Annotated in this window: 17 protein-coding genes; 15 read left to right on the plus strand and 2 right to left on the minus strand. The window is 42.9% G+C overall.

Annotated features, from left to right (window positions below):
* Nucleotides 1-9: 9 nt before the first annotated feature.
* Nucleotides 10-825, minus strand: a complete 816-nt coding sequence (locus ACSHSR_RS22400; RefSeq protein WP_123115240.1) for a ParA family protein — start codon at nucleotides 823-825, stop codon at nucleotides 10-12.
* Nucleotides 826-1219: 394 nt separating this feature from the next.
* Here ACSHSR_RS22400 and ACSHSR_RS22405 point away from each other — a divergent pair, with 394 nt between their 5' ends.
* From ACSHSR_RS22405 to ACSHSR_RS22475, 15 genes are all read left to right on the plus strand, one after another.
* Nucleotides 1220-1447: a hypothetical protein gene (locus ACSHSR_RS22405; protein WP_086903419.1), complete on the plus strand. Its 228-nt coding sequence runs from the start codon at nucleotides 1220-1222 to the stop codon at nucleotides 1445-1447.
* 411 nt (nucleotides 1448-1858) lie between these two features.
* Nucleotides 1859-3562, plus strand: coding sequence for a PRTRC system ParB family protein (locus ACSHSR_RS22410; RefSeq protein ID WP_123115241.1), 1704 nt, complete (start codon nucleotides 1859-1861; stop codon nucleotides 3560-3562).
* A 101-nt stretch (nucleotides 3563-3663) separates the two neighbouring features.
* Nucleotides 3664-4020, plus strand: a complete 357-nt coding sequence (locus ACSHSR_RS22415; protein ID WP_123115242.1) for a hypothetical protein — start codon at nucleotides 3664-3666, stop codon at nucleotides 4018-4020.
* Nucleotides 4021-4036: 16 nt separating this feature from the next.
* Nucleotides 4037-4258 (plus strand): hypothetical protein, encoded by a 222-nt coding sequence (locus ACSHSR_RS22420; protein WP_164489345.1) that lies wholly within the window; start codon nucleotides 4037-4039, stop codon nucleotides 4256-4258.
* Between the two features lie 304 nt (nucleotides 4259-4562).
* Nucleotides 4563-5792: a hypothetical protein gene (locus ACSHSR_RS22425; RefSeq protein WP_479631542.1), complete on the plus strand. Its 1230-nt coding sequence runs from the start codon at nucleotides 4563-4565 to the stop codon at nucleotides 5790-5792.
* A 50-nt stretch (nucleotides 5793-5842) separates the two neighbouring features.
* A complete protein-coding gene (locus tag ACSHSR_RS22430; protein WP_345860454.1) occupies nucleotides 5843-6580 on the plus strand; it encodes a hypothetical protein in 738 nt (245 codons plus the stop codon).
* 5 nt (nucleotides 6581-6585) lie between these two features.
* Nucleotides 6586-6912 (plus strand): hypothetical protein, encoded by a 327-nt coding sequence (locus ACSHSR_RS22435; protein ID WP_123115246.1) that lies wholly within the window; start codon nucleotides 6586-6588, stop codon nucleotides 6910-6912.
* 212 nt (nucleotides 6913-7124) lie between these two features.
* Nucleotides 7125-7376 carry a BRCT domain-containing protein gene (locus ACSHSR_RS22440; RefSeq protein ID WP_164489346.1) on the plus strand — a complete coding sequence of 84 codons (252 nt, stop codon included), beginning with the start codon at nucleotides 7125-7127 and terminating at the stop codon, nucleotides 7374-7376.
* 57 nt (nucleotides 7377-7433) lie between these two features.
* Nucleotides 7434-8210, plus strand: coding sequence for a hypothetical protein (locus ACSHSR_RS22445; protein WP_123115247.1), 777 nt, complete (start codon nucleotides 7434-7436; stop codon nucleotides 8208-8210).
* Nucleotides 8211-8279: 69 nt separating this feature from the next.
* Entirely contained in the window at nucleotides 8280-9062 is a 783-nt protein-coding gene (locus tag ACSHSR_RS22450) for a PRTRC system ThiF family protein (RefSeq protein ID WP_123115248.1), read from the plus strand.
* A 482-nt stretch (nucleotides 9063-9544) separates the two neighbouring features.
* Nucleotides 9545-14554 (plus strand): DEAD/DEAH box helicase family protein, encoded by a 5010-nt coding sequence (locus ACSHSR_RS22455; RefSeq protein WP_479631543.1) that lies wholly within the window; start codon nucleotides 9545-9547, stop codon nucleotides 14552-14554.
* Between the two features lie 9 nt (nucleotides 14555-14563).
* Nucleotides 14564-15031 (plus strand): hypothetical protein, encoded by a 468-nt coding sequence (locus tag ACSHSR_RS22460; protein WP_086903430.1) that lies wholly within the window; start codon nucleotides 14564-14566, stop codon nucleotides 15029-15031.
* Between the two features lie 248 nt (nucleotides 15032-15279).
* Complete coding sequence (locus ACSHSR_RS22465; protein ID WP_123115251.1) at nucleotides 15280-15642, plus strand: hypothetical protein; 363 nt, start codon at nucleotides 15280-15282, stop codon at nucleotides 15640-15642.
* A complete protein-coding gene (locus tag ACSHSR_RS22470) occupies nucleotides 15639-15971 on the plus strand; it encodes a hypothetical protein (protein WP_086903432.1) in 333 nt (110 codons plus the stop codon). Before ACSHSR_RS22465 ends, ACSHSR_RS22470 begins: the two co-directional genes overlap by 4 nt.
* Nucleotides 15972-15974: 3 nt before the next feature.
* Complete coding sequence (locus ACSHSR_RS22475) at nucleotides 15975-16310, plus strand: hypothetical protein (RefSeq protein WP_086903433.1); 336 nt, start codon at nucleotides 15975-15977, stop codon at nucleotides 16308-16310.
* 1304 nt (nucleotides 16311-17614) lie between these two features.
* Here the strand turns inward: ACSHSR_RS22475 and ACSHSR_RS22480 are convergent.
* Nucleotides 17615-18682, minus strand: a complete 1068-nt coding sequence (locus ACSHSR_RS22480) for a replication initiation protein (protein WP_086903435.1) — start codon at nucleotides 18680-18682, stop codon at nucleotides 17615-17617.
* Between the last annotated feature and the right edge of the window lie 540 nt (nucleotides 18683-19222).

Genomic DNA, 19222 nt, shown 5'->3' on the forward strand with positions numbered 1-19222 from the left:
CACTAAACCTTAATCTAATTGCGTACCACGTTGATATGCAACGCTTCTTTCACCAAGTGCCTCAGATAATAACAACTCATACATAGCGCGTTTAGGGTGTTTTGCATCATTTAGTGCCAGTCCAAACGGTTGTAACTGCTGAACAGCTTTCACAAATCCAATAACACATGAGGAAAGGCTGCAATAAGGCAAAAGTGACTTAGCTTCTTCTTTGGCCGATTTAATGAGATCCTGGCCATTATGTTGCGATAAAGCCACAAGCAGACGAGCGTCAATACTGTAATCTGGCACTGAGTTACGAATAAACATTTCTGTTTCTGCAATAACCTTAATCGTAGGCGCCAACTGCTCCATATCAGCAAAGCAGGGTTGAAATGGCATGTATATCACATCAGCGACAGTTATTCCTGTTTTGAAAGCGCGGTTTTCATATCCGCCGGTGTCCACCACCACAACATCGTAAAATGTATCTAACTCTTGCAAATCTTTAGCAATATTATCGTCAGGACGCTTCAGTTCGCTTTTGATGAATGGCACCTGCTTCGCTTCTTGCTCTGCATTTTGTTCATTGTAGTCATTCCGTCTACGTACATTGCTATGGCAGGTTTCATTCGTATCGCAATCAACCAAACACACTTTCTTCCCTTTATGTGCCGCAGCGACCGCTAAACCATACGCTGTCATAGACTTACCACAACCGCCTTTCTTGTTTGCTAACAAAATAACTGCCATTTTCTGAAACTCCCTCGATTTTCGATAACTCATAATAAAGGCATACGATTTCACAATCAACATCCATTTTGTACAAACATAATGTTTTTTCATTATACTTTATGTTTCTGATTCTGAATTCAAACATCTGTAGCAACAACGAGTGTCATACGCGTGAGACATCTCCTATCTAACTCTGGATAACTGCAATTAGTGTCATACGCGTCTGACATCTCCTAACGAACTCTGAATACCTGCTCATAGTGTCATACGCGTCTGACATCACCTAACGAACTCTGAATACCTACTCATAGTGTCATACGCGTCTGACATCTCCTAACGAACTCTGAATACCTGCTCATAGTGTCAAACGCGTCTGACATCTCCTGACGAACTCTGAATACCTGCTCATAGTGTCATACGCGTCTGACACAGCCACCAGGTTGCGGGTTATTAACCCTGACTCAAGATTGGAAATATCAACTAGTTTTGAAAAGGAGTAATAGAGATGGCAAATAGCAAGCAAGAACTGAATGAAACTCTGGCAAAAAGTTTGGTCAATCTAGGAACGATCGAAACAATGAGCATAGTTTCAAGGTTTCTTCTATCAATAGCATTCAATCAAAATGTATCGTTTGACTTGAATTGTTCACTAGGAAAACTTCAAGTCACCCCTGCCCTCGCAAATACTGTAGATGGCCAAGAAATGAGTGAAAGCGAAAATCACTCAGGCTAAAAGTCTTATAGATAGAGAACCCCCCTCAAAGTTGAGTAATCAAGAATCACGTAGAATAAAATAGAAGCGCCCTGGGGCGCTTCGTTTAATTGTGTCACCGAGGCGTTGTAAAAGAAATGGGCTGTTAAATTGAGATAACAGCCTAAAGGAAACCTTATGCTTTACGTACAATAAATATTCTTGAACATGTTCCACAAAATTTGGATGACTACCAATACGGATTAGACCTCCCTCCCCTCGCCCAGAATTTCCATATCTACAGTGGAAATTGATAGTTACAAAGTAACAATGGTACACCATTGAAGATTCAATCAAATATGAACTTTCAGTCTTACTGGCACAGTTGCACCTTTTAAAACTAGTGAGAACATTTAGTCATCTGAACAAATAAACGAATGTAAAGGTGACGAAATGACCGAGCAAGCGACTACAGAAACAAGCAACACAAGAATTCCTCTCAGCCAGATAGACCCGGTTGTATTCGGTAACTATCGCAGCAAGCGTAACCCTGTGAAGTTTGACGAATTGAAAAAAAGCATCCAAAAAAGGGGGGTACTACAATCAGTATTACTTCGCCCTGCTGGTGACCGATTTGAGCTTGTTGCTGGCTTTGGTCGCTTTAACGGTTCAGTAGAGCTAGGGCTGCACGACATTCCAGCATTGATAAAACCCATGTCTGATGCAGAAGCAATTGAAGCTCAGATAGAAGAAAACCTGAACCGAGAGGACTTGAGCCTAGTCGATGAATGCAAAGCGGTACAGCAACTCTCTGCATTCTACAATGGTGATCGCCAAGCAATTGCTGACCGTTTATGTTGGCCAATGCGAAAAGTAAATGAGCGGATCGAGATACTAAAGTGTTGTGAAGAAGTATTAAGTGCTGTAACCGAAGGTACAATCACGGTTGGCCACGCTCTACTATTAGCCCCGTTCTCTACCAAACTTCAACAAGGCACATTGAAGAAGATCATTACTGAGAAATGGACTGTTTCTTATCTGCGTCAACGGGCATCAAAAGGCCAGCAGTACCTTTCATTCGCTAAGTTCGATACCAATGAGTGTAATACCTGCTCACATAATAGCGCAGCACAGTCTGGCCTGTTTGGGCTAGATGACCATAAAGCAGCTTGCTCAAACTTGAACTGCTTCAAAGATAAAACTGCAAGCTGGCTTGAAACACGAACAGCAGAACTTAAAGATGAATACGGCACAGTGCTACTAATTCAACAGATTGATGAAGCTGACAGAAACACCGTTGATGCCATTTCAGTAGGAGAAGATCAGTTTAACACTGGCTGTCAGGCTTGTGATAAGCGAGTGATCTTGATTGATGACCGCCTCGGTCGCGTTACAGGGACAACCTACCAAAACCAATGTATTGACAAATTATGCTTCAACAGGTGTGTTGCTGCATTGAATCCTCCCATTGTTGAAGATGAAAAAGCAACAGAGAGCCTTGACGTTGAAATTACCACAGTCTCAAAAGACGTAGTTTCATCAAAGAAATCAGCGGACAAAACTAACCAGAAAAAAACGCAAACTGTAAGCTGCCAAATCCCCAAAAAGGTGATTGAAACAAATAAGGCTATGCTTCGTCAGGTATCTGCTGAGTTGTTACTACCTCAAGAACAATTCCATCTGGCTTTAAGTTACGCAGCTCTGCGTAGAACGGCATCAGGATACAAGCCAAGCAACAACCATTTTGATAGTGCTTCAACCTTCGACACCAATCTATCAAAAGCTTTAAGTGCTGACTCAGCAGTGTTAAAAGCAGAGATTGCAAACGTGATCGCATTCCTCGCAAAAGAAGATAGTAACAGCGGCTTAGACTTCACTCAGATGATGATCAAGAACATAACCCATTCTGAACACGCAAAAGCGGCAGCTATTGCCAAGTGGACGCCTACTAAAGAGATTTTGAATGAATATACTGTTGGTTCATTAACCGCGCTCTGTATCAAAGCTGGTTTTGATAAGGCTATGGAGAGCAAAGAAACTAATAGCTTTAAAAAGGCGTCAAGTGCTGGCAAGGGCAAATTCATCGAGACAATCCTCAAAACAGAATTTGATTGGAGAGGCTTCGCTCCTGACGAATACATCAAATTAATCAAGTAACCAACACGCCCTCGGCATAAGTCGGGGGCAGTTGCGGCTTCAAGAAGGTAGGGCAAGATGACCCTATCAACTTACTTATTTGAACGAAAGAGAACTTGACCATGCTTAATCAACTAACTCAATTAAACACAATTGGTGGCGCTGAACGTCTGAACTTTTCAATCGCATTTTTGGGTAACAATAAGGCCAGAGTGGTACTGACTTCCAAAGTTCAAGACTCTGCTACAGGTGAGCTAGCCGAATTGCTCAAACGTCCAATCGTAGTTACTGGCTCTCTCAGTGATATTGATATGATGCTGACAAACGAGTTATTCAATCTCGCTGAAAGTGCCGAGATTATTCAAGCGCCACTGACCCAAACAGCACCTCAAAGCACCCCAGCTGTTGAACCAGCGTTCTCAGACTCAGTAAAGGAGAGTGAGACTGACACTGAACTAGATGACGAAGAATCACTTTAGGGATAAGGAGCTAACCATGATCTCAGCAGCTACGATTATCAGAAAATTTAAAATAGGTGCAGCAGTGATCGCCGACCCTGCGCCAACGGCAGAACTAGAGGAAGTACAACGCATTCTTACCCAACAGTTCCCGATGATAAGGCACACACGGCTCTATGCCGAGGACGGTGTATTGTCTGATGACGCAACCGAAATTCTATATGAGTTTCAATTGATACCCGTTAAAACCAAGGGGTAAAAAATGGATAATTGCCTCTTAGCATGGAAAAAGAAATGCAAAAAAACGCTGGATAAACAGAAGAAGGCAGAGAGCAGCGTAAAGGATTACCGATTGCTCGCTACCAAGATTAAACTGTTACCTGTTAGAACCCATCACATCGAGTCGAGGCATGTGCCTCCATTGGGTTAACCTATCGGCGTCTGATTAAAATCAGACGCTTTTTTTTGCTTTTAGTGCGGAACAATCTGCCGTCTATTCAGGGTTGCGGGATCTCAAAAGGGGTTTAAATTTGAACTATTAATCAGCAATAAGAGTGTTCACCATGAGCGTCAACCCACCAAGATTAAGCCACGTTAACCGCATTTGGCATAGTAAGGCCACAGGCTTAAGCGTCCCTAAACTTGGGAAAGTAAAGACGATCAATTCAACCAAAAACCAAAGACTTTTAAAAAATTCCTCATTTATCGCGGATATGTTGCAATTCGGTATTGAGAAAGGATATTGCTCACAGTCGGAGGTAGCAAAGACTCTTGCTATCAAAGATCCAACAAAACAGCTAGTTCAAATCTGTGAACTGTTAACGGATCAAATATGGAACCCGTTTGCAAGCAAAGTGCAAACCATTATTGAGACACAACATCAAGCAATTAGGCAGATCATAGCGTCTGCTATCAATGATTGGCCAGAAAGCGAAAAGGAATCCTTCTTAAAAGGCTACGATGATGCGCTTTCATACCGAAACGGAATGGCTGACTTAAAGTTTGGGATCAATCTGGACAGTAGGCTTCACGGTGATTCCTATGAAAACACTCTTAGTCCAAGAGTCACCTTTAATTCAGCCTATAACACTAACTTTGATATTGAATGGTTGCGCTTTAATCCACGATTAAAGACCGGGTTATATTACTTTGTTGAGAGCATTATGCCATATCAGTTTGAAGCCCCGATATTGGAACTGACAGACTTCTCTGCAAACTGGTTTCTTGAAGAAACATTTGGCGAGGATGAAGAATTACTGCGCCGCATTAAGCCAATTTACGAATATATCAATAAGCATCCTGAGTACACGATAGAAGAACTCGTAGAGGCATTAAAACTTGATGATGATGTTGAAACATTTCTTACTGACTACGGCGTCGAATACCTTATCAACAGAGTAGAATTAGAAGAACATAAGGAAGTAGTCGCTAAGTATAGAGCGCAAAAACATGATGATGTGATGCGCGCAATGGGCGGTTTAGTGAAAAGCCACCCAGCATTAAAGCCGTTACTGAATGCCTTTTCATATTTTAAGAGCAACATTGGGAAGGTTCATTTCCCATTTGAAAATCAGTCGGATACCGAATCAGAGTTTCAGCTATTTTTTAGCTATGGCCACCAAGCAGAATCCGAAGTCATAGACGCAATCACCGAAGATTTTTGGCAAAGAGGGGAGGAAGCGGCGTTGGGGTTGGTATTCTCACAAGACTGTGAGCAATTTTTCCATAACTACTCTATTTCTTCGTGCATCGTGGCCTTGATGTTCACTGTGTTGAACTCAGTTGCCGAGTAGCGAAGCGACGATACCATTAAGTTAAACCAAATTTCAGATAAGGCATAAAAATGAATATCCAGCAAACTAACACTAATACGCTTGTTGAACAATTCATTGGTCATTCAATCAAAGACGAGATAGAGATTAACCCACAATTCGCCTTAGTGGTTCATGGTAACACTAGCGGCACCAAAACCTATATCACGCGTCACGATGTAATAAACGGCGCCCTTGGGATTGCACAGCACCACTCAGCGTCAGATCTCATAGATTCTCTCAATAACCTGTCTGTAAAGCCTCAATTTAAGCATGACCCGCATCAAAAAGGGTTTCTGGCCTCAAATGTGTTGCTTAAAAACTCAAACACAATCATGTGGCACACATCACGCCAGACCCGAACCCTTTACATGACGACTACCGCTTATAAAGTCCAGTTGCCGCCACTGTTGTTCTTCTATTCAACGATTGGTTCAACGCTTTCTGTGTACGCACTACCGTTTAACAAGCGTCCAGAATTGAACACAAAAATTTATCGTTCGCCGTTTTTTAATGTTTATGAAGATTGCCGAGTCTGTCTTGGCTCAATGAAAATGCCAAGCCAAATTAGCGCTGATACCATCAAACAAATCGAGGAAGAATTTTTTAACACTCGGTTTACTCACTCAAACTGCAAGCAGGTCTTACGCAAAAACCAAAGTGTTGAAGCCTTTTACGCGAAGAAAGAGAAAGCAGGAGACAAGATCCTAGTCTCTGAACTGCAACCTCTCGGAATCACGTTAAACGAACTGATAAACAAGCTGGCATAACCATTATGATCATTGATGAAGATACGATCTTACTTGCTTCTCAAGCCCCTTATTTGACAGTATCAAGCTTGGCTTTTAATTACATCAAGCTAGCTAAAATTTACCAGCTAAACGCGAGCTACTGGCATGTAGAATCATGGGATTACTTGATTATTGAATCATTGTTTCACCTATCTCGCCTGGCACGATTAGAGCGCGTTCACCCTCAATACGCCAATATGCAGGTTCAACAATGGGCGAGGTCGCCCTCACATGCCCAATGCTTGCTATGGTACAGCCAGCTTAATAATGCTGTAGAAAAAGTATTGGCAATCAGCAGTCTTAAACAATAGCCAATATTGTTCTGCTTTCCTGGGAACGTTAAAGCAGGGTAGGGCAGTGGCGCGAAATAGCGGAGGCCACCAACCTGACCGCCGGGCATCTTTTAGCCATTGACGGATTTGGTAAACTAACCTCATAGTCGATTAGTCAGGGAATTGCAGATAACGCTAATAACTTTTCATATTTAACAGCCATGCTGAACGTGATTGATACCGTGGAACCCTTGAAGCAGCTGACTGTTCAGGGTTCTAGTATTCGTGGACTTAACCTTGTTTTCACTGGCAAAATGCAGCAAAACCGCAATGCTATGAGCGCAAAAGCTGAATCCCTTGGAGCTAACGTCCAAAAAGGGATTAGTGGTACTACTGATTACCTTGTTATCGGTGAGAATGTTGGAGCTACAAAGCTCAATGCAGCAAAGGCTAAAGGAACCAAGATCATTACTGAAGCAGAGTACGAGCAGATGGTCGGTTAGTAGGGTAGGGCGGCGTGGTATCCACCAGCCGCCATTTTTCGTTGTTGAGGAATATGTATGTTTACCGGATTTTCACCAACCATATTCAGTTTTTTTGCGATCTTCACTGTCCTGTTCCTTTATGAAGGTATTTTGGAACTAATTGCCAATAAACCTATGCCACCAGATAAAGTCATGTATTTGCTGATGTTGGGCTTTATTTATTGCCTATTCAGATTGCAATCGGTCAATGCCGTACCTTCCCGTATTCGTCAATCAAGCACCTTACTCGCCTGTATTGGCTTCCTGCTAGTAGGGTTTTGGTACACCTATGATTACATTCACCCCTCAAGCATCGTTGTCGTCACCTTGAGTCCATTTGAAAAATGGTGTTGTGTGTTGTTTGTTCTATTCGCGGTACTCATTACCTGGAAATCCGATAACACATGGCGACTCGATGGTGTTCCTAACAAGTCCGGCCTATCGTTTGGCGTAGAAAAGTCAGGGACAATGGAGATTATTAAGCTTCATTTTAGCGGTACAGAGCAAAATGTGATCCACGGTCTCAACGGGCTTGCTGGATATTGCCACCTGGTCAATGAAAATCGCATGATAGAACTACGATCCCCTTTGCTCTCTAACCCTCGCTATGTAAAAGCCATAACATGGAAATTGGAGTCAATCAAAGATGTTGATTTACAGTGGTCTATAAGCACGACTCCTTATGCTGCATCTACGCTAAATCGTCTATGTTACGCCTTACTATTCTCTATAAAAACATTGAAGTTCAATTCGAATTTCTGGAAGGTTGCTCAGCAAGATTGGAAAGTTATGACCATCAACTCAAAGCAGTAATTCCAACACGGTTGCGGATTACCAAAACAGCTTTACCTTTAAGTATCACTAACTTAAAAGTAAAGACTCATGCACTATTCATTAAGCCCCTCACTACTGAATAAGCCAATTAAAATCGCCCTCATAGGCGCAGGCGGCAGCGGTAGCCAGATAGCCACTGAGCTATTCCAGATGGACTCACTCTTACGCCAGCTATCAAATCAGGAAGTATATATCGATCTAACCCTCTTTGATGGTGATGATGTTTCTATCTTCAATGTGGGGCGCCAGTGCTTCTACATGGGTGATATAGGCCAGAACAAGGCAGAAGTGTTGATCAATCGCTTTAACAGCTTTGGGGGCACAGCATGGAAAGCACAGCCAAACTATTTTACCCCAAATAAGACTCTCATAAATGACTATCACCTTATCATTACAGCGGTCGATAAGGCATCATTCAGAGTGGAACTTGGACAGTTCTTCGCTTCCAGCAAAAATAAGTCCGAGCTATTATGGCTCGATGTTGGAAATGGTAAGCACGATGGTCAAGTGGTATGCGGTCATGCCACGCCAGAAATACTAAGTTCCTTTCGACTACCCAACGTATACGACTTATACCACACCATGCTTGAGCAGATTGATGACAACAAAGAAGATCAGCCTTCCTGCTCAACTGAAATGGCATTACAGAAGCAAGACTTCGGCGTTAATCGTGCAGTGTCAGCTCAAGCCACTCAAATAATTTGGCAACTACTTCGATATACCAAGATCGAGCATCATGGAGCATTTGTTGATGTATTGAGCGCATCGGTTCAGCCAATGAAAATTGATCCGCAGGTGTGGGCTGTATATGGCTATGGAGTTAACGAATGACCTCAAACCCTCAAATCGCTCGTGCTCACAACGCGGCTGAACAAGCCGCTAGAGGTTTCGGTTTTACTGACTACGCCTAGTTAAACCAAAGCAACAATGAGCAGGCAAAGGCAGCAGCAAGAGCTGCCTTTGATATAGCCCTATCTGATTATGCAATGGATGAGTGAATAACTCCTCAAATCCCCCAGTGTTAAGACTATCGCCTCAAACTTAACCATCCAGCTAAATCCACCAGCATCATTACGCGCAAACACTACCTAAAGCGACATGTCTGTTTATCCGTGTGTCATCCCAAATGCTGAACCTGGCCGGCTACCACCAAAGCTTGCTTAACGTGAAATGAGCCCTCACCAATACCACTTCGATAACCATTCGCAACTATGATTTTTCCTCGCTAATTAACACCTTTCCCCGCGCAGTAGCCGAATTTTCAAACCGTGTTTTCATTGTACTCAGATTGATTTACAGATGATGAAAACGTTATGGGTGTAATGCAAAATATCGAATACGTTGGCGGTCAAATGGGCTTTTTCTTTGGTGATCAAGCCGAGCTAGCCGAGTTTATTCAGCAATCACAGCAACATAAGAAAACCAACTTGCGAGTTCAAGTAAAGGCTAACGATTTCTTTGCGCGATTCCCTCTTAAAAAAATTGGCGTGGTTACTCGCTATAACCTCAACGTAGCCGCTATTAAAACGCTTAACCACCTTGAAGAAGCAGGAGCAGAAGCCACCCACGACGATCAATTAAAACTCGCTCAATATGTCGGCTGGGGCGCTTGTCCTCAAGCATTCGATCCAAACAATGACAAGTGGGCTAAACGCTACAACGAGCTAAAATGCCTGCTCACACCAGAGCAATACAAGAAAGCGCAGCAATCGACGCTCTCAGCGTTCTATACGCCCGATTTCTTATCTGCCGCTATCTATGACGGCCTGATAGCTTCTGGCGTCGATACAGGCTCTTTTCTCGATACCTCAGCTGGGGTCGGTGGATTGATCCGCACCATGCCTAAATCACTCGTGGATAGCTTCAAAATCCATCTTGTTGAGCAAGATCAGATTTCATCTGCAATTTTAGAAAAACTATACCCAAGCGCCCAGGTACATAATTGTGGCTTCGAAGAAGCCAAGCTTAAAAAACAGTCTGTAATTTTCCATAATCCACCATTCGGCCAAGCGCCTATTTTTGACCGCCAAAACACTGAGTTCAGTGGTCTAAGCCTGCACAACTATTTCATGGCTCGTGGCGCTTCCCTGCTTGCCGAGAAAGGTTGGATGATTGCTATCGTGTCGCGCTCCTTCATGGATGCAAAATTATCTAAAAGCCGCGAATTAGTTGCTAAATACGCGACTTTAAAAGGCGCGGTTCGTCTACCTAAACAAGTCTTTGAAGTCACCACGGGCGCAAACGCCACCGTAGATGTGTTGGTATTTGAGCAAGGCGCAGACTCAAACCCTAATTGGACGCAATCAGTAAACGTTACTGATGAACAACAAAACGACTATCTCATAAATCAATATTTTATTGATAACCCTGATCGCATCATCGGCAAAATGAAATGCCTGTCGCAGTTTCAGGGCAACAATGTTCACTGCGTTGGTGATGACCACTTCGAAAGTGCCACAACAAAAGCGATAAAAGCGCTATTTGCCCCGCTTTCATTTGAGGGCCGTATCACCGAAGCCACCAGCATAGCACCAGCTTTAAACCCACAAGTAACGATCACAGAAAAGGCCGGGTGCCGCATTGGGTCTTTTGCTGTTGGCTCAGATGGTGAAGTTTACCAACTGGCTGAGGATGATAGTTGGAAAGATACGGAGTTCACTGGCACCGCCAAACTACGCCTTATCAAAATGTGCGGTATTCGTCACGCCTTAATGACCTTGTTAGAAGCAGAGCAAAACAATCATGTAGAAGATGAATTCGACACTCTAAGGGCCGAGTTAAACGACCGTTACGACGCCTTTGTCAAAGCACATGGTTTTATCCATGATACCGCTAATCAGCGAGTGGCAAAACTAGATCCAACTAACTACAACTTGCTATCTCTTGAGGTCAATTACAACGCAGGGTTAACCCAGGCAGCGGCAAAAAAACTTGGGATCGAGGCCGTCAAAGCTAGCGCCAAAAAAGCAGAAATCTTTTCAAAGCGCGTACTGATGCCATGGTCTGCGCCGACATCTGCAAACACTGTAGAAGATGCCCTAATAGCCTCGATGAATGTCTACGGGTTCATCGATCTAGCATATTGCGCGAGACTACTTTCAATCTCCGAATCAAAATTCATAAATAACAATGAAGGCCTGTCTATCTTTAACGATAACGGCAAATGGGTAACCAAAAACGTTTTTCTATCCGGTGACGTGAAATCAAAACTGGCAGCCGTATCGAGTCTTAGTTGCTCTAACGAAGTCAAAGAACGCTATCAGGCTGCGTTAATGCCAGTGATCCCTTCTGATGTAACCTTTGACCAGTTTAAAACACATTTAGGCGCGTCCTGGGTTCCTGCTGACGTCTATCGTGAGTTCGTTACATTGCTGTGCGGTGACAAACTTCATAGTCACACTCAAATTGACATAACCTATGCTGCTAACCAATGGCATTTCCATTTGTTCTGCCTACCGTACCAGTTAGAAACGCGCTTAGGCTCAGACTCTGCCTATCGTTTTAGTAAGCTTTTCCCTTGTCTAATGAATGGCCGATCCATTCAGGTCACCCTCAAGGGGGAAAACGGGGGCCGGGTCGTAGATCAACAAGCAAGCCTAGAGAACGAACTAAACAGCGAAAAGATTTTGGCAGAATGGGATGCTTTTCTTTTGGAACGGTCGGACATTCAAGCCAAATTGACGAGCATCTATAACGAGAAGTTTAACCGACTGGTGCGCTTGAACGCGTCTGCAGATGTACTCGCTTTGCCAGACAGCAATCAAGCAATCCAATTACGCGACCACCAGTTAAACGCCGTCTATCGCGCTATTTGCGAGGGGCGTCTGTTAATTGCTCACGAAGTGGGAGCCGGGAAGACTTTTACCATTGCCGCGCTGGTTCATGAGTCAATCCGACTAGGCCTTAAGCAACGCTGTATAATTGTTGTTCCAAATCACCTAACAAGCCAATTTGCATCTGGTTACTTGCAACTATACCCACAAGACCAAATCACGGTTTTATCGCCGGATGACTTGAGCCCTAGCACACGTAAAGCAACACTTATGCGCCTTAAAACGGGCGCGAAAGTCGTGATTTGCCCCGAGTCATCTTTCGCCTCAATCCCTGCTGATGATGATATCGAGCAGGAAATTATCGAATTTGAACTGACCAAGCTCGATACGGCGTTATCTAATCTTAAAAAATCGGATGCGCGTTTCACAGTCAAGGGTATCGAAAATAAGAAAGCCAAGCTCAAAGAGCGCTTGTTAGAACTCGGGACCGACAAACGTAAATCGGGCTTGTCTATCTCTGATCTTGGCGTAGATATGCTGGTACTAGATGAAGCTCATTATATTAAGAATCTCGCCTATGAAAGCTCTCGTTTAACCAATGTCCGGGGATGTGGTACCCCCACAGGTAGTAAGCGCGCATGGGACTGGTATTTAAAGATCAACGTTCTGAAACGTAAAAATGAGAATGGCCTTGGTGTTTATTTCTCAACCGGTACCCCGATTTCTAACACATTACTTGAGGCTTATACGTTCATACGATACCTAGATGAAGATTTGTTGCTCGCGCAAGGAATAGAATCTATCGATGACTTTGTATCATGCTTTGCTAAAATCAGCAGTGATTTTGAAGTCGCCGCCACTGGTGCAGGCTTTAAAACAGTTACCCGCTTGCGCGAATTTGCTAATCTGCCCGAATTGCAAGCCCTTTGGGGGTCAATCGCTGATTGTGTTAATGAATCAGAGCTTGCGGCATATTTGCCAAAGCTCATTCATAACAATCAGCTCTATGCTGCAATCCCCCCCGTCACTGGTGGTATGCCTCGGCAGCTGGTTGTAGAGGCGACAGAAGCACAGCTCGCCTACTCAAAATCTCTAGTCAAACGAGCCAAAAACTTTAAGGCCTCGCCAATCGAAAATGACAACATGCTTGTTATAATGAGTGAAGCTAAAAAAGCAAGTGTCGATATGCGACTCTTATTGCCTCACACACCGGTTGATGAGTGCGGCAACAAGATCCTAGCCTGTATTAAGATCACCGCTGAAAAATACCATGCGACCACCGCTGAAAAGGGTACCCAAATTATATTCCTTGATATTGGGGTGCCAAATAGGGACGGGCGCCATTGTGTATATGACCAGATCAAAGCAGGTCTGATCGCTCAAGGCGTAAATCCCGCCGAGATTGTCTTTGCTCAAGATTTCAAAACGCCATTGCAAAAGACAGCGCTATATAGCAAGTTAAACACTGGTGTTTACCGTGTCATTGTGGCGTCGACTTCAACGCTTGGCTGTGGTGCAAACGTAAACCAACGACTTGTAGGGATCACTGTTCTAGATGCCCCTTATCGCCCCTCAGACCTCACACAAAGACTAGGCCGGGGCATACGCCAGGGTAACCTCTTATATCAAGCGAACCCTGATACCTTCACGCTCGATGTAACTTTCATTGCGACTAAGAACAGCCTTGATAGCTTCCTATTCCAAGTGCTAGAGAACAAACAAAAGTTTATCTCGGCGTTTAATAGCGCTAACACAATTTCAGCTGTTGCAGATGATATTTCAAATACTGAACTCACCTTTGCGGAGCTAAAAGCCGAAACATCGGGCTCTCCACTTGTCCTTGAAATGGTCACACTCACGAAAACCATTCAACGCCTAGACGCAGAACGTAACGCCTATATTCGCGATCAGCGTAATGCCTCATGGGAAATTGAGAACTCCCAAATGGCGATTAGTAAATATCAACGCCTTCTTGATGGTGTAACCCAGGATATGGCCTCTGGTAACCATACTGTGCAAGCAGGTGACCAATTCTGCTACATCAATGATGCCTCTTTAACCTTCAATAAATACACAGAGGCCGCGAACAATATTTCTGAAACATTGGCACCGACCTTGGAATCTATAAGCCAGGGCTTTTATAAAGACCGCACCATCAAGTTAGGGAAGTTTGCAGGATATGAGCTATCGGCTAAAGTTGAGGGCCGCAGCGTTTCATTAATCGCGAGCAGTAAGACTGATTACAGATTTTCTTTGGATATTTCCAAGGCCTCTAGTATCGGTCGACAAATCCTCAATACAATTAACTCGTTTATCACCAACTTTGATCAGCAAATTGAACGCTTTAGCACTGAGATTTCAACTAAAGTGGCTCGTTTAGCAGTGGCTAATGACCACAAATATAGACGATTCGATAAGTTAGACCAACTGCTTGAATGCAAACAGCGCATGATCGAGCTAAAACAGGCAATTAGCGAACTAGAGAGGCAAGGTGATACAGATGCGGGTAATGATATTGACGATATAGTGATAACAGACCTTGCAGCTTAGGCGTTAAATATGATCAAGACTATTTTCTTGGCGAAAGTGACAGACTCGCTTTCCACATGGAATCTAGCAATTTACCAGAAACTAAAAGCGGGTACCGCGCCGGTATACTTCGTTTATCGGTGCCCCCAAAGAGGCAGCTCAACATCATTGCTTGACGGTACTGAGAGATTACAGGTTGCCTTAGCTCTGGTAGAGACTATTGCAAATGATCCTCACATTTCCGTTGTAGTAGAACAACCATTAAGTGTTTTAGTGCCAAACCACAACTCGGAGTCAACCATTTTCCAGCGACCAGCTACAACAACGTGCGTAGTGATTGCAGTTAACCGAGGCGGATATATCTTAGCGATAGATAACGTAGATTTATCAAAATCCAAGCCTTTATCGGGCGTTTACAACAGCGCAGGTCAACTGGCTGTTTTTGATAAAGTAGAAGTGGATTTGAACACTCGAATGGTTTTCAGTGTTGCAGAGTAACGATGAGTTTTGATGATCGGTCAATTTAAGATTTTTCTACAACAATGAAAAAAGGGGCAGCTATGTTCAAACCTAAAGAAGTTCAGCAACTCGAGCAATTAGCCAAGCAATTGCCTCTCCTGGGAAACTTGCTTAAGGAAAGCCAAATCTCAATTGCGAACCTTTAACACTAAATACTAGGTGCGGTTGCCGGTTTCTCAACCTCGTTTAAGTTATTAACCATAGACCCATTACAAACAGGTATGACTATGAAAACAGTTGATGAATACAAGCTTTTACTGAACCAACTTTTAAACCGCCAAATTAGCCCAGCGACAATCGTCGGTCGAGGCTACAAGAACCCGAGGCTAACTGCGAGCGCCTGGCTACATCAGCAATGGCACAACCTTGAGAACCCTAATAATCGTGTTGATTTCGTAGGTGTGACCTCAACAGGGAAAGCGTATGCAAGCGAAGCAAAGGCCATTAGATCTAAAGATCATCAAGCACTCGTTGAGGGTAGGTTCAAATTGCTCTCAGATTGCCTAGTAGTTGACTATGGAGTTATGCCCGCGCCTGGAGGCGATGGCTATATGGTTTACGCTTGTACTGCGAAAAAGGAACCAGCATGAAGAACGATTGCTCAAAAGTGGCCAATTTTGGTGATCTGCTAGCACTATTGATGACCTTGAATATGCTATTGTCAATTGTCGGAATTTTATGGCTATCGAGCATTCGTCAATTTGCATCCGGTTTGCTTGCCGGCGCGTCAACGTTTAAGTGGAGGCAACTAGCAGCACTAGAATTGAACGGTAATGACCCTGTTTGCGATAACGATGGTGAACAATGGCAATACTTGTTGAGTGTCATAGAAAAAGATCTGACAATATCTCATCAATTTCGTCATCGATGTCACCCAAAAACAAAAGAACATGAATACCAAAACATCAGGATAGGGTGACAAATGAACAATGATTTAAGCCGGTTCTTACTTGCCGATAAAGCTCAAATGCAAATCAGACAGTACATTCGTCGTAATGTTAAAGCCAGTCACTTGGCCGAAAAGATCACTAAGCTAATGCACGAGTCCTTCAGTAGTTTGACACTCGCACAACTAGATAAGAAAATTGCTATTCATGGCTTTAGTAACAAATTTGAGATTCTAGCGATCAGTGGTAGGGCCGTGAACGATTTACTCGGCCGGGATTTAAACCCGGTTCTGGACAAACAAGTGCTAGAGGAGGCATGGCAATTGGTATATCGAAATGGTGTATGTCCCTGCAATAACCGTTACCAGTAATGAGCCTACCTATTCTTCACTTTCTCTCTTCATCATCGCTAGCAGTATTCTGTCTAGCGATGATTATCTTCCTTAGAAACCAACTAGCTAAACGAACAGGTCCTACGGTCTACGCAATCATAGGTATTTTCGGTGTTCCACTTCATGAATTATCACATTTGATTGTCGCCGTGTTCTGTGGCCACAAGATTCAATCTGTAAAATTTTACGAACCTGCAGCTGATGGCTCATTGGGCTATGTTAATCACAGTTACCGATTGAGGTGGTATTCGCATATCACTAATTTGTTGATCTCTATCGCCCCTTTGTTTGGGTGTACAGCAGCTGCTTGGCTTGTTACTAAAGCGGTTTTACCTGAGGTTACGACCCTTATCAGTAACTATATAGCTACCGAGTCCATAGGTGTCGATTTTAGCGTTTTAACCAAGAGGGTAGGGCAGATAGCTATGGCAATACACTTATCGCCCCAAAATGGCTATTTGGTGACTTTATGGGGATTTTTTATCTACTCAGTGATCTTGCATTCGGTACCGAGTAGAGTAGATCTTCAAAATGGTGCCAAGGGGATGGCGATCTTACTCATCTTTCTTTTAGCAATTGGCCTGTGTTGGCCTAATCTGCTTGAAGTATTAGCGAACATGATCGAGCACCTTAACAGTTTGTGGTTTATCGTCCTGCTGATCCATTCGTTCAATTTCCTTATTGGCTACTTGGTAGTCAATATTCTCAAGTGTTTCCGGTAGAGTCATGCATCTAACGAGATAGGATAACGAGGCAATTTCTTTTCATGCTATAGGAAAATTTTCTTTATAAGATCTATATATAATATCAAAAATATAGAAACTATAAGATCTATAGGGGATGATGATTTCTTGAAAAACCTCTTTATAAACAGTGCTTTATGAGAACAAAAAAATGTAACCTTTTCATAAAACTGTCATTTACGATCAATCTGTTGTCAAAAACGATCATTTAGCTGTTTTTAGGGATCGTTTTAGTGTTAAAAAGGATCTTTATCGTGTTATTGAAGATCATTTGTATGTTGCCACTTATCCACAAGTCTAAAATATGACCACTTTTCAATGGTTTTGAACGAAAACCACCCGATTTAGCAAGGATTAGATCATTTTTTCGTTTTCTGGATCACATTTACTTGTTAACTTATAAGAGTTGAGGTGAAAAATGACTATTGTAATGACAGCGCAGGATCATTTTTATGTTCTCCTCGTGATCGTTTTAATGTTGGCTTAAAGATCATTTAAACGTCGCTAAAGAGATCATATTATCGTCATCGTATCTTAGGCTCAGTAACTAACATCGTTCATTTCTTTCATCTGCCTAATCTTATCCAAGAACGACTCTTTCTCTTCTTTGGCCTTAACCTCAGGCTCTATAACCTTTTCTTGCTGCCTTTGCTCAACGCGCATGTAGATCTCGCTAGCAGTGTCCGGGTCGCCAAGCACTTGATATGCTTCAGCTAGCAAGGTCAATTCCTCGATGTTCAGCTCTTCTCGTTTGATCCTGAGCTTGGTCTCAAGCGTGCTAATTGTCTTTTTAGCTGTATCTTCACTCATGCTGATCTTGCCGGCCATCCATTTATAGTGAAACTTAATGGCAACGGTAGTTCTACCTTTCTTAACTAGGCTATAGCCCAATTGTCCTGAGTCGCTCTTGAAAAGCATTAGCTCATGCTTGCAGACCTCAGCTATTTCCTCAAAAGCATCAGCTACACAGCGTTTAATGAAAACGCCCGTGGGCTCAAGACTCTTATGCTCTTTACTCAGGTTCCCATTTTCATCTAAAAGACCCAGATACCCTTTCAGCTCCAGAATCTTAAGGGGGCGCTGCTTAAAGCCGGTATCTTTGAATCGAGAGATCATTTCATAGAGGCGCTTACTATAGGTACGTCTGAGACGGTATAGAGGCTTCCGGTTAATGAGGGCGTATCCCTTTTTCTGGTGGTCTATGTACTGCTCTTTCAACTGGGGGTTAGGGATAATGGTGAGCTTTCCGTTTTTGTATCGGATTCTCGATAGGAGCGGCAAGTAGTCCCATTCCTGTGTATCTTCATTCACAAAACCGACAGTCCTGGTTGCTAATCGGTCCGCTACCGGTGCCAACGTAGAGCTCAAGTGGTTTGATTTAATATCAAACCAATCACTAAGTGTTTGTGCAGGGAATTCGTAAGAGGGGGTTTGGCCCGCCCAATGGTCTTCTCGCATATGAGCGATCATAAGATTGAAAACGTTTTGTTCATGAGACGACAATCGTTGACGAGAAAAGATAAGTTCATGTGATTTTTTGAACACCTCAGGCATTGTTTCCTGGAGGCCAAGTTCTACGCGCATTGGATCATCAGTTGAGCGAGCCATTTTCTAACCCTGTATTATTGTCAAAATCATTCTGCCACAATGAGTAAGCTCAATATTACACAAATCCGTTGTTCTTACAAACAGGTTTTTGTCATCCAAAAATACACGATTCTGTCTTTCACTAGTCCGAATTCCGTTGTTTTGGATTGCATGATATTGGCCTGGATATGTGACTGTTTCTGTTACTAGATCTCTGTGTTTTTGTGCGAATGGTACTTCCGACTTCATTTCTCTGTTATTGGGAAATGCTTCTTCGCTAACATACTGGTTTTGTAACTTGCTGAAAAAATAGTAATTATTCCTTTAGATCATTTTCCCGTCATCTTGAGATCATCTATTTGGCATCCTGGGATCATCTTCTTGGCATTTTGATGGGCCGAAATAGGCCTGATCATTATCCTTTTTTTTGTCCTTTAATGTTTTATGTCATTGTTTATAAATAGATATATCGTTCTATATGTCGATTCCGAGCATTTTTTAGCGATCACTTTCTTGTTATGGTGGTTTTATGTCATTTCCTTTTATTTCAATTACTTAATA

Source organism: Shewanella sp. VK101 (assembly GCF_056497865.1).